Source organism: Geodermatophilus sp. SYSU D00766 (assembly GCF_054049915.1).
Window position 1 is genome coordinate 116,248 of the sequence record NZ_JBJGYI010000006.1, and the last position, 23,081, is coordinate 139,328.

General features: G+C 76.5%; 22 protein-coding genes, 1 tRNA gene and 1 pseudogene. 6 read left to right on the top strand and 18 right to left on the bottom strand.

The annotated features are described in order from the left end of the window. Nucleotide 1: 1 nt before the first annotated feature. The 6 genes and pseudogenes from ACI8AD_RS07780 to ACI8AD_RS07805 form a co-directional block, all read right to left on the bottom strand. The gene (locus ACI8AD_RS07780; protein WP_456869958.1) at nt 2–214 is read right to left on the bottom strand and encodes a LapA family protein; all 213 of its coding nucleotides are present in this window, start codon (nt 212–214) and stop codon (nt 2–4) included. A gap of 228 nt (nt 215–442) precedes the next feature. Then, the gene (locus ACI8AD_RS07785) at nt 443–628 is read right to left on the bottom strand and encodes a hypothetical protein (protein WP_456869959.1); all 186 of its coding nucleotides are present in this window, start codon (nt 626–628) and stop codon (nt 443–445) included. Between the two features lie 46 nt (nt 629–674). After that, nucleotides 675–1,100, bottom strand: a complete 426-nt coding sequence (locus tag ACI8AD_RS07790) for a hypothetical protein (protein ID WP_089402731.1) — start codon at nt 1,098–1,100, stop codon at nt 675–677. A 53-nt stretch (nt 1,101–1,153) separates the two neighbouring features. Continuing rightward, the gene (locus ACI8AD_RS07795; protein ID WP_456869960.1) at nt 1,154–1,789 is read right to left on the bottom strand and encodes a TetR/AcrR family transcriptional regulator; all 636 of its coding nucleotides are present in this window, start codon (nt 1,787–1,789) and stop codon (nt 1,154–1,156) included. Nucleotides 1,790–2,078: 289 nt separating this feature from the next. After that, nucleotides 2,079–3,227 (bottom strand): PfkB family carbohydrate kinase, encoded by a 1,149-nt coding sequence (locus tag ACI8AD_RS07800; protein WP_456869961.1) that lies wholly within the window; start codon nt 3,225–3,227, stop codon nt 2,079–2,081. 34 nt (nt 3,228–3,261) lie between these two features. Further along, nucleotides 3,262–3,741, bottom strand: a pseudogene (locus ACI8AD_RS07805) (DUF6328 family protein); the annotation flags it as partial. 307 nt (nt 3,742–4,048) lie between these two features. On the opposite strand from ACI8AD_RS07805, the gene ACI8AD_RS07810 reads away from it, so the two are divergent. The 4 genes from ACI8AD_RS07810 (at nt 4,049) to ACI8AD_RS07825 (ending at nt 6,945) form a co-directional block, all read left to right on the top strand. Then, the gene (locus tag ACI8AD_RS07810; protein ID WP_456869962.1) at nt 4,049–4,390 is read left to right on the top strand and encodes a DUF3140 domain-containing protein; all 342 of its coding nucleotides are present in this window, start codon (nt 4,049–4,051) and stop codon (nt 4,388–4,390) included. Further along, complete coding sequence (locus ACI8AD_RS07815; RefSeq protein ID WP_456869963.1) at nt 4,390–5,166, top strand: methyltransferase domain-containing protein; 777 nt, start codon at nt 4,390–4,392, stop codon at nt 5,164–5,166. The genes ACI8AD_RS07810 and ACI8AD_RS07815 overlap by 1 nt, the downstream gene beginning before the upstream one ends. A gap of 40 nt (nt 5,167–5,206) precedes the next feature. Further along, a complete protein-coding gene (locus ACI8AD_RS07820; protein ID WP_456869964.1) occupies nt 5,207–6,235 on the top strand; it encodes a type III polyketide synthase in 1,029 nt (342 codons plus the stop codon). Between the two features lie 68 nt (nt 6,236–6,303). Beyond that, the gene (locus ACI8AD_RS07825; RefSeq protein ID WP_456869965.1) at nt 6,304–6,945 is read left to right on the top strand and encodes a response regulator transcription factor; all 642 of its coding nucleotides are present in this window, start codon (nt 6,304–6,306) and stop codon (nt 6,943–6,945) included. Nucleotides 6,946–6,963: 18 nt separating this feature from the next. On the opposite strand, the gene ACI8AD_RS07830 is transcribed toward ACI8AD_RS07825, so the two are convergent. The 9 genes from ACI8AD_RS07830 to ACI8AD_RS07870 all read right to left on the bottom strand — a co-directional run bounded on the left by ACI8AD_RS07830 (nt 6,964) and on the right by ACI8AD_RS07870 (nt 16,103). Then, nucleotides 6,964–8,664 carry a GAF domain-containing protein gene (locus tag ACI8AD_RS07830; RefSeq protein ID WP_456869966.1) on the bottom strand — a complete coding sequence of 567 codons (1,701 nt, stop codon included), beginning with the start codon at nt 8,662–8,664 and terminating at the stop codon, nt 6,964–6,966. Continuing rightward, nucleotides 8,661–9,125 (bottom strand): universal stress protein, encoded by a 465-nt coding sequence (locus tag ACI8AD_RS07835; protein WP_456869967.1) that lies wholly within the window; start codon nt 9,123–9,125, stop codon nt 8,661–8,663. The genes ACI8AD_RS07830 and ACI8AD_RS07835 overlap by 4 nt, the downstream gene beginning before the upstream one ends. A gap of 61 nt (nt 9,126–9,186) precedes the next feature. Then, nucleotides 9,187–10,035 carry a putative protein N(5)-glutamine methyltransferase gene (locus ACI8AD_RS07840; protein ID WP_456869968.1) on the bottom strand — a complete coding sequence of 283 codons (849 nt, stop codon included), beginning with the start codon at nt 10,033–10,035 and terminating at the stop codon, nt 9,187–9,189. A 79-nt stretch (nt 10,036–10,114) separates the two neighbouring features. Continuing rightward, the gene (locus ACI8AD_RS07845) at nt 10,115–10,855 is read right to left on the bottom strand and encodes an alpha/beta fold hydrolase (RefSeq protein WP_456869969.1); all 741 of its coding nucleotides are present in this window, start codon (nt 10,853–10,855) and stop codon (nt 10,115–10,117) included. Continuing rightward, nucleotides 10,852–11,529, bottom strand: coding sequence for an FAD-dependent oxidoreductase (locus tag ACI8AD_RS07850; protein WP_456869970.1), 678 nt, complete (start codon nt 11,527–11,529; stop codon nt 10,852–10,854). The genes ACI8AD_RS07845 and ACI8AD_RS07850 overlap by 4 nt, the downstream gene beginning before the upstream one ends. Before the next feature lie 73 nt (nt 11,530–11,602). Next, a tRNA-Gly gene (locus ACI8AD_RS07855) sits at nt 11,603–11,673 on the bottom strand. A 58-nt stretch (nt 11,674–11,731) separates the two neighbouring features. Next, nucleotides 11,732–14,431: an ATP-binding protein gene (locus ACI8AD_RS07860; protein WP_456869971.1), complete on the bottom strand. Its 2,700-nt coding sequence runs from the start codon at nt 14,429–14,431 to the stop codon at nt 11,732–11,734. Nucleotides 14,432–14,578: 147 nt separating this feature from the next. After that, nucleotides 14,579–15,523, bottom strand: a complete 945-nt coding sequence (locus ACI8AD_RS07865; RefSeq protein ID WP_456869972.1) for a methyl-accepting chemotaxis protein — start codon at nt 15,521–15,523, stop codon at nt 14,579–14,581. 1 nt (nt 15,524) lies between these two features. Continuing rightward, a complete protein-coding gene (locus ACI8AD_RS07870) occupies nt 15,525–16,103 on the bottom strand; it encodes a PAS domain-containing protein (RefSeq protein WP_456869973.1) in 579 nt (192 codons plus the stop codon). A gap of 143 nt (nt 16,104–16,246) precedes the next feature. On the opposite strand from ACI8AD_RS07870, the gene dcd reads away from it, so the two are divergent. After that, nucleotides 16,247–16,837 carry a dCTP deaminase gene (gene dcd, locus ACI8AD_RS07875; protein WP_456869974.1) on the top strand — a complete coding sequence of 197 codons (591 nt, stop codon included), beginning with the start codon at nt 16,247–16,249 and terminating at the stop codon, nt 16,835–16,837. Here dcd and ACI8AD_RS07880 read toward each other — a convergent pair. From ACI8AD_RS07880 to ACI8AD_RS07890, 3 genes are all read right to left on the bottom strand, one after another. Beyond that, entirely contained in the window at nt 16,803–18,080 is a 1,278-nt protein-coding gene (locus ACI8AD_RS07880; protein WP_456869975.1) for an MFS transporter, read from the bottom strand. The genes dcd and ACI8AD_RS07880 overlap by 35 nt on opposite strands. An 84-nt stretch (nt 18,081–18,164) precedes the next feature. Then, on the bottom strand, nt 18,165–19,136 hold the full coding sequence (locus tag ACI8AD_RS07885; RefSeq protein WP_456869976.1) for a DUF389 domain-containing protein: 972 nt from the start codon (nt 19,134–19,136) through the stop codon (nt 18,165–18,167). A gap of 106 nt (nt 19,137–19,242) precedes the next feature. Beyond that, nucleotides 19,243–21,534 (bottom strand): heterodisulfide reductase-related iron-sulfur binding cluster, encoded by a 2,292-nt coding sequence (locus ACI8AD_RS07890; protein WP_456869977.1) that lies wholly within the window; start codon nt 21,532–21,534, stop codon nt 19,243–19,245. A 490-nt stretch (nt 21,535–22,024) separates the two neighbouring features. On the opposite strand from ACI8AD_RS07890, the gene ACI8AD_RS07895 reads away from it, so the two are divergent. Then, nucleotides 22,025–23,047, top strand: a complete 1,023-nt coding sequence (locus ACI8AD_RS07895; RefSeq protein ID WP_456869978.1) for a hypothetical protein — start codon at nt 22,025–22,027, stop codon at nt 23,045–23,047. Nucleotides 23,048–23,081: the final 34 nt, after the last annotated feature.

A 23,081-nucleotide genomic window follows, 5' to 3' on the forward strand; every position in this document is an offset into this window, starting at 1 on the left:
GTCAGCGGTTGCGGCGACGGGCGGCGAGGACGGTGGCCGCCAGCAGGCCGATCAGGGCGCCGAGCCCCGCCGCGATGAGCAGCGCCACCACCAGCGGGGCGCGCACGTCGGTGAAGACCAGGCTGATCGGCACGGTCTCGCCGTTGAACACGACGAACAGCACGAGGACCACCGTGACGGTGATCAGCAGGGCCAGGGCCAGCCCCCTGCCCACGGTGCGGCCCGCCGAGCGGGTGCGCGACGTCGTCCGGGCGGGTGCGGGGGCGGGGGCGGAGGTGGCGGGTGGCGCCGTCGGGGAGCCGCCCGTCGCGTACGGGGAGGTCCCGGTGGCGAACGGGTCGGTTCCCGGGGCGGACGGCCGGGGCTCGGCAGGCGATCCGGGAGCGGTCACGCTCCGGGTCTGTCCGCTGCGACGGGCGCTCAAACCGCCGCCCGGCGCAGGTCAGTCGCGGTGGGCGGCGGGCTCGGTCTCCGCGGGCGGGTAGGACGGGCCGGCGGCGCCGTCGGCCGGGCCGGTGCCCTCGGGCCCGTCGGAGTCGGGGGCCGGCGCGCCGGACGTGCTGCTGCCGAGGGGGCCGACCGAGCGCGGGGACTCCGGCTCGGGCATCTTCTGCTCGCGCGTGCTCACCGGTCCGAGTCTGCGGCCGCCGCGAGCCGACGGCGACCGCAGGCGGTCACTCCGACAGCGCGGGACCGGCCTCGTGCGCCGGGTGGCCCTGGGTCCGCTCGCGCTGCTTCATGCGGGCCTCGTAGACGTGCCGGTCGCCGTCGGCCAGCTCGGTGCGGGCCCGCTCGTCGAAGGCGCGGAACACCGACCAGTAGGTGGCGTCGTAGTCCTCGACGATCTGGAAGGTCCACCGGTCGGCGATGACGTTGCGGCCGACCAGGTCGCGGTCGAGGTCGTCGGCCAGCTCGGTGTGCCCCGCCTTCCGGAACAGCTCGACGGCGTCCTGCAGCAGCAGGTCGGCCTTGCCGGAGTGCTGGTGGAAGCCGTAGAGCTGCCCGCGGGCCTGTTCGATGGTCTCGAGGGCCTCGGAGAGCTTGCCCAGCCCCTCCACGGTCGTGTCGTCCAGGTCGGGGCGGCTGCGGTCGGCGCTCACCGGCTCATCCTGGGGTCTGCCGGACGGGGCCGCCCGGCGAGGGGGAGCGGCCCTCAGGCGCCCGCCGCCGACCGGGCCACGGCGATGTCGACCAGCCGCTCGGCCAGGTCGCGGCCGTGCGCGGCCGGGCCGTCGGGCCCGAGCAGGCCGCCGGAGAGGTACATGCCGTCGATGATCAGGTGCACCTGCGCGGCGAGGTCCTCGCCGGTGCCGGGGGCGACCGCCTCGGCCAGCCGCTCCAGCCGGGCGTGCAGCTCGAACTTGTAGTCGGCGGCGGCGCTGCGGGCGGGGTGCTGCGGGTCGTCGTACTCGCTGCTGACGTTGGTGAACGGGCAGCCGCGGAAGCCGGCGCGGGTGACCTCGGCCTCGACGGCCCCGACGACGGCGAGCAGCGCGGCGCGCGGGTCGCGCTCGCGGCGGATGGTCTCGTCGATCTGGCCGAGCTCGGTGGCCGCCTTGCGGGCCAGGTAGGCGCCGACCAGCTCGTCCTTGCTCCGGAACAGCCGGTAGACGGTCATCTTGCCCAGGCCGGTCTCGCGGACCAGCTCGTCCATGCCGACGCTGCGGGAGCTGCGGGTGGCGAACAACCGCTCCGCGGTGTCCAGGACGATCGCCTCGCGCTCCGCGCGGCTGCGGCGGACCGGGCCCGGGGCGTCGGCGTCGGCGAGGGAGAGGGCGGGGGCGGTCACGACGGCGATGCTGCCGTCTCCCGTGACGGATCAGTTCGCGGCACGCCGGATCTCCCGCACGACTGCTCGCTCCTGGGTGCCGAGGGGCGAACGCGCAGTTCGGGACGGCGGTGGGCGGTGGGACCGCTGTGACGGCGCCCGCGGGCACGCGAGCGGCGGGGTGGGGCGGGCCCGGACGTGCTCCTCCCTCACCGCGGGGCGTCCTCCTCCACGTCCCACCGTGCGGGAGGACGCCCGGCGATCAGGTCACCTGATCCCGGCGGGCGGCCCGGACCGGTCCGTCACGCGGTCAAGAACCGGGCGTGTCCGCGCCCTCGCCGCCGACGTCGGAGCCCTCCGCGGGGTCCTCGGCGCGCGGCGTGCGGCCGTCGTCGGTCTGCTGGTCGCCGGGGTCGCCCTCCGCGCGCTCGGGCGTGCGCGGCGGCCGTTCGGGCTCGGTCACGGCGTCCTCCTCGGGTCTCGGGGCGGGGTCACCGGGGCCTTGCCCAGCCGGGGGCGGCGTCGAACCCGGCCGGCCGACGGGAACCGCCGCGGGCAGCTGCGGCAGCAGGTGGCCGACGGCGCCGGCGTCGGGCAGCGCGCCGCGCGCGCCCGCCCCGGTCGTCGACAGCGCCGCGGCCGCGACCGCCTCGCGCACCGCGGCGGTCAGGTCCGCACCGCGGGCGAGGGCGGCGCCCAGCGCGCCGGTGAAGCAGTCGCCGGCGCCGGTGGTGTCGACGGCCTCGACCGGGGGCGGTGCCTGCAGGGCCACCGGCCCGTCGCCGGGCACCACCAGCGCCCCCCGCGCGCCGAGCGTGACGACGACCGCCGGCACGCCGAGCGCGCGGGCCAGCCCGGCCAGCTCGGCGGGGGAGCGCTCCGCGGGGCGGGCGCCGGCGAGGGCCACCAGCTCGTGCTCGTTGGGCACCAGCACCGCCACCCGACGCAGCAGCGCGGGCGGCAGCGGCGCCGGCGGCGCGGGGGTGAGCACCACCGTCCCCGACGCGGCCTCCGCGGCGGCCTGCACCGTGGCCAGCGGAACCTCCAGCTGCAGCAGGACGACGGCGGCGTCGCGCACGGCGGGCACGTCGACGTCGGCCGGGGTCAGCGCGGCGTTGGCCCCCGGCACCACGACGATGAGGTTCTCCCCGCTGCCGTCCTCCACCGGGATCGTCGCCGAGCCGGTCGGGGTGCCCGCGGTGCGCCGCACCAGCACGGTGTCGACCCCTGCCTCGGCGAGCGCGGCCAGCTGCCGCTCCCCGGCCGGGTCGTCGCCCACGCGGCCGACCATGGTCACCCCCGCGGCCGACAGCCGGCCGGCGGCAGCGGCCTGGTTGGCGCCCTTGCCGCCGGCGGCGAGGACGGCGCCGCGGCCGACGACGGTCTCGCCGCGGCCCGGCAGCCGCTCGACGGCGACCAGCACGTCCTCGTTCAGGCTGCCGACGACGGTGACGGACACGGGGACCCCCGGGGGACGCGGGACAGCGGGCCCCTCATCCTGCGGAACCGCTGTCCGGCTCCGGCGGGTCGGGGTGCCCGGCCGCGGACGCGCGCCGGGCCCACACCGGCAGCGCGTACCAGGTCACCGTCGCCACCAGCAGCACCCCGGCGCCGGCCACGATGCCCGCCGCGCGCCCGAGGACGACGTCGAGCACGAGCAGCACGCCGCTGCTGATCGCGAGCACCAGCAGCGCCAGGCCGGCCACCAGCATCCGGTCGGCCACCACGATCAGGGCGGCCTTGAGCCGCCGCCGGAACACCAGCCGGTGGAAGGAGACCGGCGCGATGAGCAGCACCGTGGCCAGCGCGGTGGCCAGCAGCGTGACGGTGTAGACGGTGCGCGCGAAGTCGTCGAGGTCGGCGAAGCGCTGGGTGAAGGCCAGGCCGAGCAGGAACGCGAACAGCACCTGCACCCCGGTGATCGCCACCCGGAGCTCCTGCAGCAGCTCCGCGAGGTTGCGGTCGAGCAGCTGGTCGACGGTCTCGCCCCGGGCCTGGGGGGGGGGGCGCGGCCCGCCCCCCCCCCCCCCCCCCCCCCCCCCCCCCCCCCCCCCCCCCCCCCCCCCCCCCCCCCCCCCCCCCCCCCACCCCCCCCCCCCCCCCCCCCCCCCCCCCCCCCCCCCCCCCCCCCCCCGCCGACACCTGTGGTCCCCGCCGCTCGTCCCGCGTCGCCGTCCCGTCGCCGGTCACCTCCGCGTCGTACCCGCCCGGCCGTCCCGGCACCCGTTTCCCGTGGTCGGGAAGGAGGTACCGCCCCGGGGACGCGACCGAGGAGGAGCCGTGGCCGACGACGACAGGGACACCGTCCGCAGGGAGTTCGGCGAGGCGGTGAACATGAGCGCCGCGGAGCTGGAGAGCTGGCTGCAGACCGACGAGTCGCAGTCGGTCGGGCAGAAGAGCGGCGGGTCGGGGGAGTCGACGGGACACGAGTCCGGCCGCCGGATCGTCGAGCTGCTGCGCGCGGAGGAGGGCGACCTCACCGACGACGACTACGCGCACATGCGCAAGGTCCACGGCTACGTCCAGCGGCACCTGGCGCAGGAGCCGCAGAAGGAGGACGTCGAGACGTCGAGGTGGCGCTACTCGCTGATGAACTGGGGTCACGACCCGCTGAAGAAGTGATGCGCATCGACGACCCCCGGCGCAACGACCCCGCGCAGTACGACGAGCTGGCCGACCAGTGGTGGGAGGCCTCCGGCGGCTTCGCCATGCTGCACTGGTTCGCCGCGTCGCGCGCCGAGCACATCCCGCAGGCAGCCCGCCCCGGGGCCCTGCTGGTCGACCTCGCCTGCGGCGGCGGGCTCATGGCGCCGTACGCCGCCCGGCTGGGCTACCGGCACGTCGGGGTGGACCTGGGGGCGGCCGGGCTCGCCGTCGCCGCCCGGCACGGGGTCCTGCCGGTGCGGGCCTCGGTGCTCGCCGTCCCGCTGTGCGACGGGTGCGCCGACGTCGTCGTCGCCGGGGAGGTCCTCGAGCACGTCGACGACGACGTCGCGGTGCTGGCCGAGGCGGCCCGGCTGCTGCGCCCGGGCGGGACGCTGGTCCTCGACGCGATCGCCGCCACCCGGCTGGCGGAGGTGATCGCGGTCCGCATCGCCGAGCGGCTGCCGGGCGGGCCGCCGCCGGGCATCCACGACCCCGCCCTCTTCGTCGACCGCCGGCGGCTGCTGACCGCGGCCGACCGGCTGGGGCTGGACCTGCGGCTGGTCGGGCTGCGCCCGTCGGTGCGCGACGTCGTCGCCTGGCGCCGGGGGCGCCGCGACGTCGTCCGGATGCGGCCGCTGCGGACGACGGCCGTCATCTTCGCCGGGTACGGCCGCAAGCGCGCCACCCCGCCGGACGGCGGGCCACCCCTCCGGGAGCGGGTCGCGACCCCCGGCCGTACGGTCGGGTCGTGACCCCGCACGTGAGCAGCCCGTTCGTCCCGGGGCCGCGCGGGTGAGCGCCGCGGTCCTGACCGGGGCCGGAGCGGCGCTCCCGACGACGCTGGACCAGGACGCCGCGTGGGAGGGCTTCTTCGCCCGCCACTACGCCGGCGTCCGCGCCGCCCGCCGCATCTGGTCCAGCGCCGGGGTGCGCACGCGGCACGCGGTGGCCAACCCGGTCGACGAGGACCTCAGCTCGTGGGGCACCGGGGCGCGCATGGCCCGCTACGTCCAGGAGGCGCTGCCGCTGGGCAAGCAGGCGGTCGCCGGGGCGCTCGACGCCGCCGGGCTCGCGCCGGGCGACGTGGGCCTGTTCGCCGTCGCCACCTGCACCGGCTACGCCACCCCGGGCCTGGACATCCGGCTGGCCAGCGACCTCGGCATGCCGCCCGGGCTGCAGCGCCTGCTGGTCGGGCACATGGGCTGCTACGCGGCGATCCCGGGCCTGGCGGCGGTCGGCGACTTCGTCACCGCCCGCTCACGCCCGGCGGTGCTGCTGTGCTGCGAGCTGACCAGCCTGCACGTGCAGCCGGCGCAGCGGGACCTCGACCAGGTGGTCGCGCACGCGCTGTTCTCCGACGCGGCCGCGGCCGTCGTCGTCGAGCCCGGCGCGGGGCGCGGGCGGCGGCTGGCCGGGGTGGTGGCCCGGACCGACCCGTCGACCGCCGACCACATGACCTGGGACGTCACCGACCTCGGCTTCCGCATGGGGCTGTCCCCCCGCGTCCCCGACGTGCTCTCCCGCCACGTCGGCGACGTGGTCGCCGAGTTGCTCGAGGGGGCCGGCCTGCGGGTCGAGGACGTCGCCGGCTGGGCGGTGCACCCCGGCGGCCCGCGGATCCTCGACGTCGCCCGGGACGAGCTCGGCCTGACCGAGGAGCAGATCGGCGCCTCGCGCCGGGTGCTCGCCGAGCACGGCAACTGCTCCTCGGCCACCGTGCTGCTGGTGCTGCAGGAGCTCGCCGACGTCGACGGCCCGGTGGTGGCCATGGCCTTCGGTCCGGGACTGACTCTGTACGCAGCGTTGCTGCTGCCCGTCTGACGCCCCGCGGGGCCCACGTCGGCGCTACCCTCTGTGACCGCCGAGACGGTCAGGGAGGGGAGGCACCCGTGGCCGCTGTCCCGCGCTCGATCCGCGTGTTCCTCGTCGACGACCACGAGGTGGTCCGCCGCGGCGTCGCCGAGCTGCTGGAGGACGACCCCGCGCTGGTCGTCGTCGGCGAGGCCGGGACCGCCGCGGAGGCGCTCGCCCGCGGTCCGGCGGTCCGCCCCGACGTCGCCATCGTCGACATGCGGCTGCCCGACGGCGACGGCGCCGACGTCGTCCGCGCGCTGCTGGAGCGGGTGCCCGGCTGCTCCTGCCTGGTGCTGTCCAGCTACGCCGACGACGACGCGGTGGCCGCGGCAGTGGCCGCCGGCGCCGCCGGGTACCTGGTCAAGCAGGTCCGCGGGGCCGACCTCGTGTCGGCCGTGCACACGGTCGCGACCGGCGGCACGCTCGTCGGTGCCCCGGGGCGCCCGTCCCGGGACGGCGCCGACCGGCGGCTGGCCGGGCTCACCGAGCAGGAGCGCACCGTGCTCGGGCTGATCGGTGAGGGGCTCACCAACCGGCAGATCGGCGACCGGATGGGCCTGGCCGAGAAGACGGTGAAGAACTACACCAGCCACCTGCTGGCCAAGCTCGGGCTCGAGCGGCGCACCCAGGCCGCGATCCTCGCCACCGAGCTGCGCGGCCGGCGTCCCCGCGGCTGAGCGGCCGGCCCGCCGGCCTCAGGCGCCGCCGGTCCGCGGCGCCCGCCAGGTCACCGCGGTCCCACCCCGGTCACTGGCGACGGTGAGCGTGCCGCCGCGGCGCCGGGCGCGCTCCTCCAGGTTGGCCAGGCCGCTGCGGACGGGGACCGCGGGCAGCCCCCGGCCGTCGTCGGCGACCGATGCCGTGACGTCGTCCCCGGGGGCCGAGCCGGCGTCCACGGTGACCCGGACCAGGGTCGCCGCCGCGTGCCGGACGACGTTGCTCACCAGCTCGCGCACCACCGCCAGCAGGTCGTGCGCCAGCGCGCGGGACAGCCCGTCGACGTCGCCGCGCAGCTCCACCCGGCGCTGCACCCCGGAGCCCTCGGTCACCCGCGCCACGACCTCGGCCAGCCGCCGTCCCAGCGCCGCCGGCGGCGCCTCGCGGTCGTGCAGCTCGAAGATCGCCGAGCGGATCTGGGTGATCGTCTCGTCGAGCTCGTCGACGCTGCGCTCCACCCGGCGGGCCGCGTAGGGGTCGACCTCCCCGAGGGAGCGGGCCACCCGGTCGAGACTCAGCGCCGTCGCGTAGATCCGCTGGACGACGTGGTCGTGCAGGTCGCGGGCGATGCGCTCGCGGTCGGCCTGGACCTGCAGCTGGCGCTCGCGGCGCTGGCTGCGGGCCAGCTCGAGGGCCACCGCGGCCTGCGCGGCGAAGGCGGCCAGCGCGTCGAGGACCTCGGCGTCGAAGGGCTCCCGGTCCGCGGCGCGCAGGCACACGATCGTGCCGATGGCCGGGCCGAGCGGGACGACGACGGCCGAGCGGGCACCGGTGGTCAGCTCCACCGCCACCTCGGCGGGCCGCCCCGGCCCGGGCCCGGCGCGCACGTCGTCGAGCAGCTCGGCGCGGCCCGAGCGGTGGACGCGGCCGACGTGGGTGCCCTCCACGGGCACCCGCACGCCCTCGAGGTCCGCCGACGCCGGGCCGGTCGCGGCGACGATGGTCAGCGCGCCGGGGTCGTCCTCCTCCGGGACGAGCAGCCCCGCGCCGTCGGCGTCGCTGAGGTCGGCGGCCCGGCGCACGAGCGTCTGCAGGACCTCCTCGAGCGCGCTGCCCGACAGCAGGGCGGTCGACACCTCGGTCGCCGCCTGCACCCACGCCCGCCGCCGCTCGGCGACCTCGGCCCGGCGGGCGTTCTCGATGGCCAGCCCGGCGACCGCCGCCAGTGCCAGCACGGCCTCCTCGTCGGCGGGCGTGAACGACCCGCCGGAGCGCTTCTCGGTCAGGTAGAGGTTGCCGAAGACCTCCTCGCGGACCCGCACCGGGACGCCCAGGAACGACGCCATCGGCGGGTGGCCCTCGGGGAAGCCGACCGAGGCCGGGTGCGCCCCGAGGTCGTCGAGCCGCAGCGGCACCGGCTGGTCGACCAGCAGGCCCAGGATCCCGGCGCCCGCGGGCGGCCGGCCGATGCCCGCCTGGGTCGCTGCGTCCATGCCGACGATGACGAAGCGGTCGACCCGCCGGCCGTCGCGGGAGAGCACCCCGAGGGCGCCGTAGCAGGCGTCCGCCCGTGCCACCGCGGCCTCGACGATGGCGTGCAGCGTCGCCTCCAGGCGGCCGCCGGCGGCCACGGCGCGGACGGCGGCGGCGAGGGCGGGCTCGCCGGCCGGGACGTCCTCGGGATCGGGCGGGGTCAGGGCCCGTCCGGAGGAGGCCGGGCGGAATCGAGGGGCGCTCACGCGCCGGAGGCGAGGCGACGGCCGGGGAAGCGCGGCGCCACCGGGCGCAGGAGGGTGCGGCCGCCGGCGCCGACGAGCACCAGGTCGCCCCCACGGGCGGCGGTGCCCAGCGCGTCGAGCAGCGGCCGGTCCACCGCGACGGTGCGGACGCGACCGCTCACGCCGGTCTCGGCGATGGCCCGCACCACCGCGGCGTCGGCCCGCGCGAGGGCGGCCTCGCGGGCGTCGACGTCGGAGGGGCGCTGACCGGGCAGGGGGTCACCGGCGGGCGGTTCGACGGCGGCCACCGCGAGCACGGTGCCCTCGCGGCGGGCGGCCTCGCGCAGCGCCCACACGAGGGCGCGGTGCCCGGTCGGGGAGCCGTCGACGTCGACGACGAACGACGGCCCGGGACGGCGCGGCAGCAGGGGGAGCAGCCGGATCGGCTCGACAGGAGGCTCGACGGGCGGATCGGCGGCCATATCCGGATACTGACCGGCTCCTGCCCGATCGGACAGGGCCCAAGGGCCCGGTCAACGGAACTCATCCGGACGGATGGCCGGTCAGCGCGCCGGTCACCACCGTGGTCCCGTCCTCCTCGGGCGGCGCCGTGCCGGCCCGCAGGCCCGCCCGCGCGAGCACCGCGGCGAGCACCGGGGCCTGGTCCTCGCCGACCTCCACCAGCAGCACCCCGCCGGGCGCCAGCCAGTCCGGTGCGCCGGCCGCGATGCGCCGGTGCACCGCCAGCCCGTCGCCGCCGCCGTCCAGGGCCGTGCGCGGCTCGTGCAGCCGGGCCTCGGGCGGGAGCAGGCCGATCGCGGCGGTGGGCACGTAGGGGGCGTTGGCGACCAGGACGTCGACGCGGCCGCGCAGCCGGCCGGGCAGGGCGTCGTAGAGGTCCCCGCAGTGCACCGTCCCGCCGACCGGGCCGAGGTTGCGCCGGGCCCACGGCAGCGCCGCGGGGTCGACGTCGGCGGCGTGCAGCTCGGCGAGGTCGACGGCGGAGGCCAGCGCCAGCCCGACCGCGCCGCAGCCGCAGCACAGGTCCACGGCGACCGGCCGGCGTCCCCGAACGGCGCGGGCCGCCGCCACCGCCCGCGCGACCAGCGCCGCGGTGCGCTGGCGGGGCACGAAGACGCCCGGGCCGACGGCGACCCGCAGCCCGCAGAACACGACGGCGCCGACGAGGTGCTCCAGCGGCTCGCCCGCGACGCGGCGGGCGGTCCGGGCGGCGAGGTCGGCGGGACCAGCGGCGGCCTCGACGAGCAGGCGGGCCTCGTCCTCGGCGAAGACGCAGCCGGCGGCGCGGAGCCGGGCGACGAGGTCGGCGAGGGCGCCGGGCGGGAGCTCGACGGGCAGCGGGGCCTCCGGGGGTCGGGGGGACCCGCCCACTGTGGACCCCGACTCCGGTGCCCGTGCCGCAGGGTGGGCCGTCGCGACGGGGGCGGGTCGCGACGGCCCGGTCCCGGCACTACGCCGTGAGCGTGGCCAGCGCCTGCTGGATGGCGTCGGTGACCACCTTGGGCTGGCTGACCATGATCACGTGCGAGCCCTCGGCCTCGGTGATCGTGGCCCCGGCGCGCTCGGCCATGCGGCGCACGACGTCGCTGCCGGCGGCGCGGTCCCCGGTCGCGACGACCGCCCAGGAGGGCAGGCTGCGCCACGCCGGGGTGCCGGTGCGCTCGCTGAACCCACGGGCGGAGATCGGGCGCTGGGTCGCGGCCATGACGCGCGCCTGCTGCTCGGAGACGTCGGCGGCGAACGCGTCGTGGAACTGCTCGGGGTCGATGGCGAGCTCGACCTCGGTCTGCCCGCCCTCGCCGGGGTACTGCCACTGCTGCAGCGCCGAGTTCAGGACGCTGTCCCGGGAGTCGGCCTCGATCTCCTGCAGGGCCTCGCCCTCGTCCGGGGCGAACGCGGCGACGTACACGAGGCCGACGACGTTGCCGGCCCGCAGGGCGGCGTTGGTGATGATCGCGCCCCCGTAGGAGTGGCCGACGGCCAGGACGGGGCCGGGGATCTGGCCGAGCGCGCTGCCCACGTAGGCGGCGTCGTGCTCGATGCCCCGCAGCGGGTTCGAGATCGCCTGGACCCGTACCCCCGCGGTGAGCAGCTGGGCGACCACGTCGTTCCAGCCGGAGCTGTCGGCGAACGCGCCGTGGACGAGCGCGACGGTGGGGGCCGAGCCGGTGGCGGACGGTGCCTGGGTCATGGGGGTCTCCTCCTGGATCGACGGACGCAGGACGAGCCTGGGGACCGGCGCGGGGCCGGGCATCGGTCGTTCGACTCTGCGCCCGTCGCTCCCGGCACCCGGGACGCGCCGCTCTCGCGAGGCGAGCGGCCCGCGCCGGGGACCGGCCCGGAGGAGGGGCCGTGCCGCCGTCCGCGGACGGGGTGAGTCATCTGACTCAGGCGAGGGAGCGGGCCCGGCCGCAGGGCGCGCAGCTCGACGGCGTCGACGCCGGAGACCACCTCCGCGGCGACCAGCCGCCCGACGACGGGGGCCAGGGTGACGGCCGAGTGCAGGACCGCCAGGTGCACGCCCGCCACCCCGGGCAGGGGGCCGATGACCGGCGACCCGTCGGCCGGCACCGGTCGCGTGCCCACCCGGACGCCGGCCGGGCGGACGCCGTCCGCGCCGGTGGAGGTGGCGGCGATGCGCTCGCGTGCCTCCTCCCCGGCGCGCCGCAGGTCCTCCCGGGTGGTCCCACCGTCGACCACCCGGGCCACCAGCAGGTCGCCGCCCGCGGCCTGGCGGACCTCCAGGCGAGGAGTGACGACCAGTGTGCGGACCAGTCCCGGAGGAGCGGTCAGGCGCACCAGCAGCGCCGGCGAGCCGACGATTCCAGCGCCGACGACCACGACGCCGGCCGTGCGGTCGGCCACGTGGTCACCCTCCCGCGGCACGCGCCGCGGCGGCAGGGGAGAGGAGGGGAGGTGCCGCGCACCGCGGCCGGAGAGCGGGTGACGAGAATCGAACTCGCACTGTCAGCTTGGGAAGCTGATGTTCTGCCATTGAACTACACCCGCGGTGGCCCGGAGGCCGCACTCAGCCTAGCAAGGCCGCCCGGCGATCGGTCAGGCCCGGTCACCCCTCCGGGCGGGGGCTGCGGATGGTCACCGTGGTGCCGGCCGGGCCGGGGACGGCGGTGACGTCGGCGACGGCGCTCATCAGCATCGACCCGCGGCCGCGGTCCATGCTCGACGTCCGCTCCCGCCACTGTCCGGTGTCGTGCACCGCGATCTCGACCTCGCCGTCGCGCACCGCCACCCGGACCTCGATCACCGGCTCGGTGGGGTGCTGGGCGTGCTCGATCGCGTTGGTGGCCGCCTCGCACGCGGCCAGCACGAGGTCGTAGGTCCGCGCGTCGTCCAGGCCGGCCTCGGCCAGCAGCGCGGCCAGCCGCCGCCGCAGCGGCGGGATCGAGCTCGTCCGCGACGGGAAGCGCCAGGTCTGCGCCACGCCGTCCCCGTCCTGCCCGGCCGGCGCCGGTGCCGGCGGGACCGACGGCAGCCCGGCCCGCTCGCCGGTGCGGGGGCGTGGCGGCGGAGGCGCCGACGGGCCCGGCCGGACGGCGGCGGCAGTCGGCGGCGGCCCGGCCTCCCGCCGGCCCCGGGCGCGCTCGAGCACCGCCCGCAGCCGGCCGAGGAGCTCGGCGGACTCGAACGGCTTGGGCAGGTAGTCGTCGACCCCGGCGTCGAAGCCCTCGACGGCCGCCTCCTGGCCGGCCCGCGCGGTGAGCATCACCACCGGCACGGCCCGGGTGGCGGGCTCCGCGCGCAGCGCCTTGAGCAGCGCGAAGCCGTCCAGCCCCGGCATCATCACGTCGGTCAGCACGACGTCGGGCGGTGCGGCGGCCGCGTCGGCCAGGGCCTGCGTGCCGTCGGCCGCCGTCCGCACCACCCACGACGGCGACAGCAGCCGGGTCAGGTACGCGCGCATGTCGGCGTTGTCGTCGACGACGAGCACGGTGCCCAGCGGGCCGGCTGGGTCGGCGGTCCGGGCCCGCCAGCCCAGGTCGTCGTCCCACGGGGTGAGCGCCGCCGCGCGCACCGGGGCCGTGGTCGGCGGGGGAGCCGCGTCGGTGTCCGGCTCGCCGGCGGGCAGCCGGACGGTGAAGGTGCTGCCCTCGCCGGGCCGGCTCTCCACCCCGACGGTCCCGCCGTGCAGCTCGACGAGCTCGCGCACCAGGGCCAGGCCCAGGCCGGTGCCCTCCCGGCTGCGCGCGGGGGAGTCGGCGACCCGGTGGAACCGGTCGAACAGGTGCGGCAGCTCCGCGGCGGGGATGCCCACGCCGGTGTCGGTGACCCGCAGCACCACGTCGTCGTCCTCGGCGGTGAGGGCCACCGTGATGCCGCCGACGAACGTGTACTTGACGGCGTTGGCCACCAGGTTGAGGACGATCTTCTCCCACATGCGGGGGTCGACCGCGGTGGGCCGGCCCAGCGGGGGGCAGTCCACGGTCAGCGTCAGCCCGGCCCGCTCGGCGGCCGCGCGCAGCACGCCGGCCAGCTCGGCGGTGTCGGCGGCGAGGTCGGTGGCCACCCGCACCGGCGCCGTCCGCCCGGCCTCGATGCTCACGAACTCCAGCAGGTCGTTGACCAGCCGCTGCAGCCGCTGGCCGTTGCGCAGCGCGAGGGTCAGCTGGTCGTGGACGGCCGGGGGGAGGTCCGCGCCGGACTCGGCGAGGGCGTCGGTGATCGGGCCGAGGAGCAGCGTCAGCGGCGTGCGCAGCTCGTGGCTGACGTTGGCGAAGAACGTCGTCTTGGCCCGGTCGAGCTCGGCCAGCGCCTCGGCGCGGGCGCGCTCGCTGGCGTAGGCGCGCGCGTCGGCGACGGCGCCGGCGACCTGCCCGGCCAGCAGCTCGTGGAAGGTGCGGTACTCCTCGTCGAGCGCCCGGGCCGGGCTGACGCCGACCAGCAGCGCGCCGACCGGCTCGCGACCCGCTCCGGCGGTCAGGGGCAGCACCACCGCCTCGGTGACCGGGTCGGCGAACGGCCCGCCGCTGACGCCGAGACCGGCGACGGCGACGTCGCCGAGGTGCGCGACCCCGCGGGCGGCCTCGGGCAGCAGGCCGGGGTCGACGCCGACCGTGGCCGCGCGCCGCAGCCGCGGCCCGCCGTCCTCGGTGAGGTAGACCGCGGCGAAGGGCACGTCGAGCGGGTCGGTGGCCAGTGCCGCGCAGACGCCGACGGCGAGGTCGCGCTCGTCCTCGCGGCGGCCGGCGGCCGTCGACACCTCGTGCAGCAGCTGCTGGCGCCGCTCGGCCACGACCTGGCCGGTGACCTCGGTGCACACCCCGTGCATGCCGGCGACCTCGCCGTCGTCACCGAAGGCCGGGGCGTGGGAGACGGTGAAGTAGGTCTCCTCGCGGTAGCCGGCGCGCTCCAGGAGCAGCAGCAGCTGCGGGATCCAGGACGCCTCGCGGGTGGCCATCGCCCGCTCGACCGGCTCCTGCAGCGCCGCCCAGCCCTCGGCGAGGGTGATCCGCAGGTCCTCCCCGAGCGCGGCGGGGTGCTTGGCGCCGATGAGCGTGGCGTAGGCGTCGTTGTAGAACTGGGTGTACTCCGGGCCCCAGGTGAGGATCATCGGGAAGCGCGAGACCAGCACCGTGCGGATGGCGTAGCGCAGGCTCGCCGGCCAGGTGTCCACCGGTCCGACCGGCGTCGCCGACCAGTCCAGGTCGGCCATCAGCCGGCCGTTCTCGCTGCCGCCGGCGAACACGTCCTCGACGGCCAGCGCCCCGGTGCCGCGGGCCCCGGTCCCCACGGCGGGCTCCGGGGCCACGCACACCTCCCGGACACGGCGGCGCCGACGCAGGGGGGAGCCCACGGCGGCGTCAGGACCTGGTGGCCGCACCGGCCACCGACTGCGTGCACGGTACATCCGGCAGCTGGGAGCCCGCCGGGTCCGTCCCCCGGCCGGGGTGCCCCCTCACCGGCGCATCTCGGCGAGGAACCCGGTGGCCTCCGACCGCAGCCGCTCGGCCATCTGGGACAGGCCGGTGACGTCGGTGCCCGCGGTCCCCAGGGACGCCGTGCCGTCGACCGCCGCGGCGATGCCGTCGACGAGGCCGTTCATCTCGCCCACCGTCGTGCCCACCGAGCCGATGACGGCGGTGACCTCGTCGCAGGCGGCGCGGATGGCCTCGACCTGCGCGGTCACCCGCTCGGTGGCCCGCGCGGTCTGGTCGGCGAGGTCCTTGACCTCCGAGGCGACGACGGCGAAGCCCGTGCCGGCCTCGCCCGCCCGCGCCGCCTCGATGGTGGCGTTGAGCGCCAGCAGCCGGGTCTGCGCGGCGACGGACTCGATGAGCGCGATGACCTGGCGGATCTCCGCGGAGGTGCGGGTCAGGGAGGTCAGCGTGGACGAGGCGTCGCCGACCGCGCCGGTCGCCGCCGACGACGCCGTCGTCAGGCCCGCCGCCGAGGCGCTCATCTCCGTCGCCGCCGTCGCGACCTGCTCGCTCATGGCGAGGACGACGGACTCGAAGTCGTCGGCCAGCCGCAGCCGCGAGGTCTGTGCGTCGGTGACCCGCGCGGCGGTGGTCCGCATCGCGTCGCGCGCGGTGTTGATGTCGGTGGCGGCCTGCCGGTAGGCGCCCTGCAGGCCGGTGCGGAGCACGCTGCGGTGGTACCGGCCCTCGGCGGCGGCGGTCAGCGCGGCGCGGGACTCGCGGACGAAGGCGTCGCTGACGTCGAGGGCCCGGTTGACGCCGTGCTGCAGCGCCACGAGGTCGGGGACGGCCTCGGAGCCGGGGACCGGGACGGCGCGGGCCTCGAGGTCGCCGCGGGCGGCCGCCTCGCAGGTCTCGGTCAGCCGGCGGACGAACGCGCGGACGACCTCGAGCTCGCCGGCGTCGGTGCGGGTGCGGCCCACGTCAGTCCTCCTCCTGGCTGATGACCGACCACACGAGGTCCTCGTAGGACGCGGCCTGCTCGGCGACGAGCCGGTGGAGCAGCGCCGAGGACGCCGCGACGGCGGCGCGGGCGGTCGAGTGCCGGCGCTCCTCGGCGAGCAGCTGCCGGTACAGCGGGCGGACGCGGTCCAGCGCCCGGCGGGAGGGCCGGCGCCGGTTGGAGTGGTAGCCGACCACCGCGCCGTCGGGGCCGTGGGACGGCGTGACGTGCGCGAGCACCCAGTAGGAGGCGCCGTCGGCGGCGAGGTTCTGGATGTAGGCGAACAGCTCGCGGCGGGCGGCGAGGGTCTCCCACAGCAGCGAGAACACCGCGCGCGGCATGTCGGGGTGCCGGATGAGGCTGTGCGGCTGCCCGACGACCTCGTCGAGGGAGTAGGCGCCGACCCGCAGGAAGACGTCGTTGGCGTAGGTGATGACCCCGCGGCCGTCGGTCTTGGAGACGATGAGCTCGTCGGCCCCGAAGGACCGCTCCTCACCGGTCGGCCGCACGGCGGCCCGGCGGGGACGGGGGACCGCGGTCCGGGGGTGGGTGTCCAGCAACGCGGTGTCCTCCTGCGTCGGTCGGTCGTGCCCCGGGTATCGGCACGAGCCGCCGGGACACGATCCGAGAGGGACAGGTCGGGACCAAGGTCCCGACGGGCGGTCCGCGGGGCCGGCGCGGTCGCGTCCCTAGACTCCGCGCCATGCTGCTGTCCGACCGCGACATCCGCGCCGCGATCGCCGAGGGGCGGCTCGGCATCGAGCCGCACGACGCGGGGCTGGTGCAGCCCTCGAGCATCGACGTCCGGCTGGACCGCTACTTCCGGGTCTTCAACAACGCCCGGTACACCCACATCGACCCCGCGCAGCAGCAGGACGACCTCACCACGCTGGTCGAGCCCGACGGTGACGAGCCGTTCGTGCTGCACCCGGGCGAGTTCGTGCTCGGCTCCACCCTCGAGGTGGTCTCGATCCCCGACGACCTGGCAGCGAGACTCGAGGGGAAGAGCTCGTTGGGCCGTCTCGGACTGCTCACGCACTCGACGGCGGGCTTCGTCGACCCGGGGTTCTCGGGCCACATCACGCTGGAGCTGTCCAACGTGGCCAACCTGCCGATCACGCTGTGGCCGGGGATGAAGATCGGCCAGCTGTGCCTGTTCCGGCTCACCGGCCCGGCCGAGCACCCCTACGGCTCGGCGGTCTACGGCTCCCGCTACCAGGACCAGCGCGGCCCGACGCCGTCGCGGTCCTTCCGCAACTTCACCCGCGCGGAGACCCGGCGGCCGCCGGGCTGACCGCCGCGGGCGACCAGCCGGGCACCTCGTCGTCGACGTACCGGTCCCGGGTGACCAGCCACCCGGTGACGGTGAGGCCCACGGTGGCGACGGCGATCAGCACGAACATGCCGCCGTACCCGCCGGTGGCCCCGCGGAGCACGCCGACCAGCAGCGGGCCGGCGCCGGCGAGGACGTAACCCCACCCCTGGGTGACCGTCGAGAGCGCCGACACCGTCTCCGGCGTCCGCGCGCGCAGGCCCAGCAGCGTGAGCACCATGGAGAAGGTCCCCATGCCGACGGCGAGCACGCTCATCCACAGCCACGGCATCGTGCGCGGCGCCAGCCACAGCCCGGTCCAGCCGACGGCGTAGCAGGCCATGAACCCCAGCAGCAGCGGCCGCTGCCACCGCTGCCGCACGGTGAGCGAGGGGACGACCGCGTTGACCGGGATGACGACGATCGAGTTGATGCCGAGCAGCAGGCCGGCGGTCGCCGCGCTGAGCCCGGAGTCGCGCAGGTACTGCGCCGACCAGCCCATCACCACGTAGGCCTGGGTCGCCTGCAGGCCGAAGAAGGCGGCGAGGGTGAGGGCCAGCGGGCTGCGCAGGAGCGGGGCCATGCGCACCGACCGGTGACTGCCGCGGGAGGCGCCCGGCCGGCGCGGGGTGACCAGCCAGGGCAGCGCGGCGGCCAGCGCGAGCACCGCCCAGATGCCCAGCGCCCAGCGCCAGCCGTCCTGCCCGAGCGCGGCGGCGATCGGTGCGGTGCTCACCGCCGCGACCGCGCCGCCGATGGCCATGCTCGCGCTGTAGGCGCCCACCAGCAGGCCGGTGCGCTCGGGGAACCAGCGCTTGACCAGGCCGGGCAGCAGCACGTTGCCCAGCGCCCCGCCGACCATGGCCAGCGCCGTCCCCACGAGGAACAGCGGGAAGGAGTCGACGACGGCGCGCAGCACCAGCCCGGCGGCCATGGTCGACAGCGCGCCGGCGAGCACGTGCGCGTCGGGGAACCGGGCGGCCAGCGGGGGGCCGGCGAAGCCGATGAGGGCGAAGCACAGCACCGGCATGGTGGTCACGACGCCGGCCGCGGCGCTGGAGACGCCGAGGCCCGCCTCGAGCTCGGCGAGCACCGGCCCGACCGAGCTGACCGCCGTCCGCAGGTTCGCCGCGGTCAGCACGATCGCCACCGCGACCAGCACCAGCCCCCGGCGTCGCTGGGTGGCGTCCGGGGCGGTCGGGGGAGCGGCGGCCGTGCGGGTCACCGTTCGATGGTGCGCTCCACCGGGTCCCCGTCCGCAACCGGGTGCACTGTGCAACCAGTCACGCCGGGCAACCGGTCACGCCGGTCAGGCGCGCAGCTCCGTGCGGGCGGTGGTCTGCACCCGCGGGACGATCTGCGGGACCCGCCGCCAGAGCACCCGCTGCAGGGCCAGCGTCACCACCGCGGCGGCGACGATGCCGACCAGGTTGATGCCCAGCTGCAGCGCCGCGCGGGCGAACTCGTCGCCGCTGCCGAGGGCCAGCGACACCGCCATGTCCGCCGCGGCCGGCACCGTGGTCACCGAGATGAAGACGCCGACCAGGGCGGCGCTCTTGGCCGAGGTCAGCGACAGCACGCCGGCGATGCCGGCGAGCACCGCGACCACCAGCGACCAGTGGTCGGGCTCGGTGATGAAGACGGTCTGCGGCCGGGCCATGGTGAGCACCTCGGGGCCGAACCAGCCGAGCAGCCGGCCGGTCAGGGTGACCAGCGTGGTCGCCGCGATCGCCACGAGGAAGCCGACCCCCAGCGCCCGGCCGGCCGCCCGCGCGACCGAGCGCCGGCCGTGGACGAGGGCGACGGCCAGCCCGGCCAGCGGGGCGAACTCCGGCCCGAGCACCATCGCGCCGATCAGCAGCACCGCGGAGTCGTTCACCACCGCCACGGCGGCCAGCAGCGTCGCGATGGTGAGGAAGGCCAGGTAGGACACCGACAGCGACGAGTCGGCCGCCGTCGTGCGCACCACCTGCTCCCACACGACGGCGTCCGAGCCGTCGCCGGGTGCCGCCTCCTCCGCCCGCTCCGCGCTGGCCGACACGGCGGTGTCCACGGCCTCGACGGTGATCCCGCCGTCCCGGTCGACGTGCAGCTCCCGCAGCCCGGCCACGAGGGCGTCGGCGGACTCGCGGGCGACGTCGGCGAGGACGAGGTCACCGGGCGGGCTGACCGAGGCCCCGGGGACCACGGCCAGGTGGGCGGTGCCGGGGCAGCGGTCGAAGAGGTCGCGGACGTCGTCGGTGCGGTCGGGCGGGACGGTCACCCGCAGGTGGAGGAGCACCGGGGGTTCCTACCGCAGCCGGTGACCCCGTGGGACGACGGACGCCGCCGGCGAGGAGGGTTCCTCGCCGGCGGCGTCCGTCGGGGTGGTGCGCGGGTGCGGGCGGCTAGGCCTGGCCGTGGCCCGTGGCGGCCGAGCCGGTGCCGGCGACGTCGTCGTCGGACGTGCCGACCTCGGCGCCGTGCTCGGTGCCCGGGGTACCGACCGGGGCCATGGAGCGCAGCAGGATCTGGCTGACGTCGAGGACCTCGACGTGCTCGGCGGCCTCGCCGTTCTGCTTCTTCGACGTCAGGGCGTCCGACAGCATCGTGATGCAGAACGGGCAGGCGGTGGAGATGACGTCGGGGTCGAGGCCGAGGGCCTCCTCCGTGCGCTCCACGTTGATCCGCTTGCCGATCTTCTCCTCCATCCACATGCGCGCGCCGCCGGCGCCGCAGCAGAAGCCGCGGTCCTTGCAGCGGTGCATCTCCTGGGTGGAGAGGCCCTGCACGCTGTCGAGGATCTCCCGCGGCGGCGTGTAGACCTTGTTGTGCCGGCCGAGGAAGCACGGGTCGTGGTAGGTCACCTTGCGGTCGACCGGGGTGACCGGCGTGAGCCGGCCCTCCTCCACGAGCTGGCTGAGCAGCTGGGTGTGGTGCACGACCTCGTACTCGCCGCCGACCTGCGGGTACTCCCGGCCGAGGGAGTTGAAGCAGTGCGGGCAGGTGGTGACGATCTTGCGGGTGCCCGGCACGCGGCCCTCGAAGACGCCGTTGAGGGTCTCGACGTTCTCCTGCGCCATCATCTGGAAGACGAACTCGTTGCCCATGCGGCGGGCCGGGTCGCCCGAGCAGGTCTCGCCCGACCCCAGGACGGCGAACTCGACGCCGGCGGTGTGCAGCAGCTCGGCGACGGCCTTGGTGACCTTCTTGGCGCGGTCGTCGATGGCGCCGGCGCAGCCGACCCAGAACAGGTACTCGACCTCGTAGGGCAGCGGGCCGTCGGCCATCCGCACCTCGAAGTCGACCTCCTTGATCCAGTCCTCGCGGGTGCTCGGGCTCACGCCCCAGGGGTTGCCGCGGTTCTCGAGGTTGCGCAGCATCACGCCGGCCTCGGACGGGAAGTTGGACTCGATGAGGACCTGGTAGCGGCGCATGTCCTCGATGTGGTCGACGTGCTCGATGTCGACCGGGCACTGCTCGACGCAGGCGCCGCAGTTGGTGCAGCTCCACAGGACGTCGGGGTCGATGACCCCGCCCTCCTCGAGGGTGCCGACCAGCGGGCGGTGCGCCTGGGCGTCGTTCGTGCCCTCGATGCGGGCGTAGCCCGACGCCCAGACCTGCTCGTCGCTGGGCTTGAGGACGTCGAAGTCCGGTGCGGTCTCGCTCGCCGTCTTCGCGCCGAGCAGGTACGGGGCCTTGGCGTAGAGGTGGTCCCGCAGGTCCATCACGACCATCTTCGGGCTCAGCGGCTTGCCGGTGTTCCAGGCCGGGCACTGGCTCTGGCACCGCCCGCACTCGGTGCAGGTGGTGAAGTCCAGCATCCCCTTCCAGGTGAAGTCCTCGATCTTGCCGCGACCGAAGACGTCGTCCTCGCCCGGGTCCTCGAAGTCGATCGGCTTGCCGTTCGAGGTCATGGGCTGCAGCGGGCCGAGGGCGACGCCGCCGTCGTCCTGCCGCTTGAAGTAGATGTTCGGGAAGGCGCTGAAGCGGTGCCAGGCCACGCCCATGTTCAGCGTGCGGGCGAGCACGACCAGCCAGACCAGCGAGACGACGATCTTGACGAACGCGACGACGCTGAGCAGGTCCGGGCTGTCGGGCAGCACGGTGGCCAGCAGGCCCGAGACCGGGTGCGACCAGGCCGGCGCCTCGGTGAGGTCGGAGGAGATCTTCAGCGCGCGGATGAGCAGGATGCAGACGCCGACGACGAGGACGACGGCCTCGACGAAGTAGCCGCGGCCCTCGTTGGAGCCGGCGAAGCGGCTCGCGCGGCCCTGGCGGCGCGGGTGGTCCTTCTGGCGCCGGTAGATCAGGTAGAGGATCCCCAGGATCGTGCCGGTGCCGATCACGTCGGCGAAGAGGTTCCACAGGCTCCACTCGCCGATCAGCGGCAGGTGGAAGGCCGGGTTCCAGACCTCGCCGAAGGCCTCGACCAGGGTGAGGAACAGGCCGTAGAAGCCGACGAACACGAACCAGTGGGCGGCGCCGATGGCCGACCACTTGAGCATCCGGGTGTGGCCGAGCGACTCGACCAGGAGTGTCTTCATCCGCGGGCCGAAGGGCCCGAACCGGGTGCTGTCGGCCTGGCCGGTGCGGATGATGCGGACCATCGCCCGGACCGCCCGGTAGGCCAGGACGACCGCCACGATGAGGAACAGCACGCTGATCGTGCCGAGCACGACCTGCAGGGGGCCCGTCATGATTCCCTCTCCCCACGCCAGGCGGCGTCGGTTGGTCCGTCCGCACGGACGGCGCGAGAGGGGTCTCGCCGCCGTCGTCGACCGGCCTGCGGACCGGCGGCGGATCGCGCGCGGGCGCCTGTGCCCCCGCGACCCAGCACGATAGCTGCGCGAGAGCAGGTTACCCGCCGGTAACCCGGGGCGCCGCGCCCTCCTCCGACGCCGTCGACGGTGCTCACCGCCCACCCGCTGCCGGGGTGACCGGCCCGTTCTCCTGCGGCGGCCGGCCCCGGGCGCGTCGCCGCAGGTCGGGCGCGGGCCGCGACGGTGACCGTCCTCACCCGGGGTGTCGGGCCCGGGCCATGATCAGGTGACCTGGTCGTGCCGCGTCCTGGCTCACGGTGGGCGGTGAGCCCGGACGCGTCAGGGTGAGCCAGGGCGGCGCTGGGTCCCTGTCCACAGATGCCGCGCGGGCCTCGGGCGAGCGTCTCGGAGGTCGGAGACTGCGGCCGTGCACCCGGATCTGGAACGGATCGCGTCCGCCCGGCTGGGCGTGTTCACCGCTCAGGAGGCCCTGCGCGCCGGCTACCGCCCGGACGAGATCCGCACCGAGCTGAGCCGTGGGCGCTGGTGCTGGCTGCGGCGGGGGGTGTACATCCGCGCCGCGGACCTCGAGGTGGCGACCCGGGATGCCCGCCGGCACGTCGTCGACTGCACGGCCGTCCTCGTGTCCCTGCGTCCCGGACCCGTCGTCAGCCACGCATCGGCCGCGCGGGTGCACCGGCTGGTCGTGCCCCGCGGCGTGGCCGACGTCGTCCGGCTGACCGACGTGGCCCAGTGGCGCCGCGGGCGGGGCTACGTCGTCAGGCGGGCGTCGCTGCCGCCCGGTGACGTCGGTGACCTCGCGTCGTTCGGTGTGACGACGCCGGCGCGGACGCTCGTCGACTGTGCCCGTGAGTGGGACCTCGTGGACTCGGTCGTGGCCCTGGACGCGGCCCTGCGCGACGGGCTGGTCACCCGCCACGAGGTGCGCGCGGCGGTGCTGCGGGCCACGCACTGGGTCGGGATCGGGAACGCGGCCCGGGCGCTGGGACTGGCCGACGGACGGGCGGAGTCGCCGCTCGAGACCCGCGGACGGCTGGCGTTGCTCGGGGTCGGCCTGCCGACCCCGGAGCTGCAGGTCGAGCTGCACGGTCCGCGGGGTCTCGTCGCGCGCGTCGACGCCTGGTACGAGGACGCCGCCGTGGCGATCGAGTTCGACGGTCGGGTCAAGTACGTGGACCCGATCGACGGGCGGCACCCCGGAGAGGTGCTCTGGCGGGAGAAGCGCCGTGAGGACGCGATCCGTGAGCTCGGGGTGCGCGTCGTCCGGCTGGCGCAGGACGACGTCGTCCCGTCGCGGCGGGTGGAGCTCGCCCGCCGCATCGCCCCGTTGCTGGCCGCTGCGCCTGCCGGACCCCGGCGCTTCTCCGTCGTCCGCAGACCCGAGGGCTCGGCCGCTGACGTCGACCGGTCGTCCCGGCCGGCGTCCTAGCTCACCTCCGCGCGTCCTGACGGACCGTCGGCGG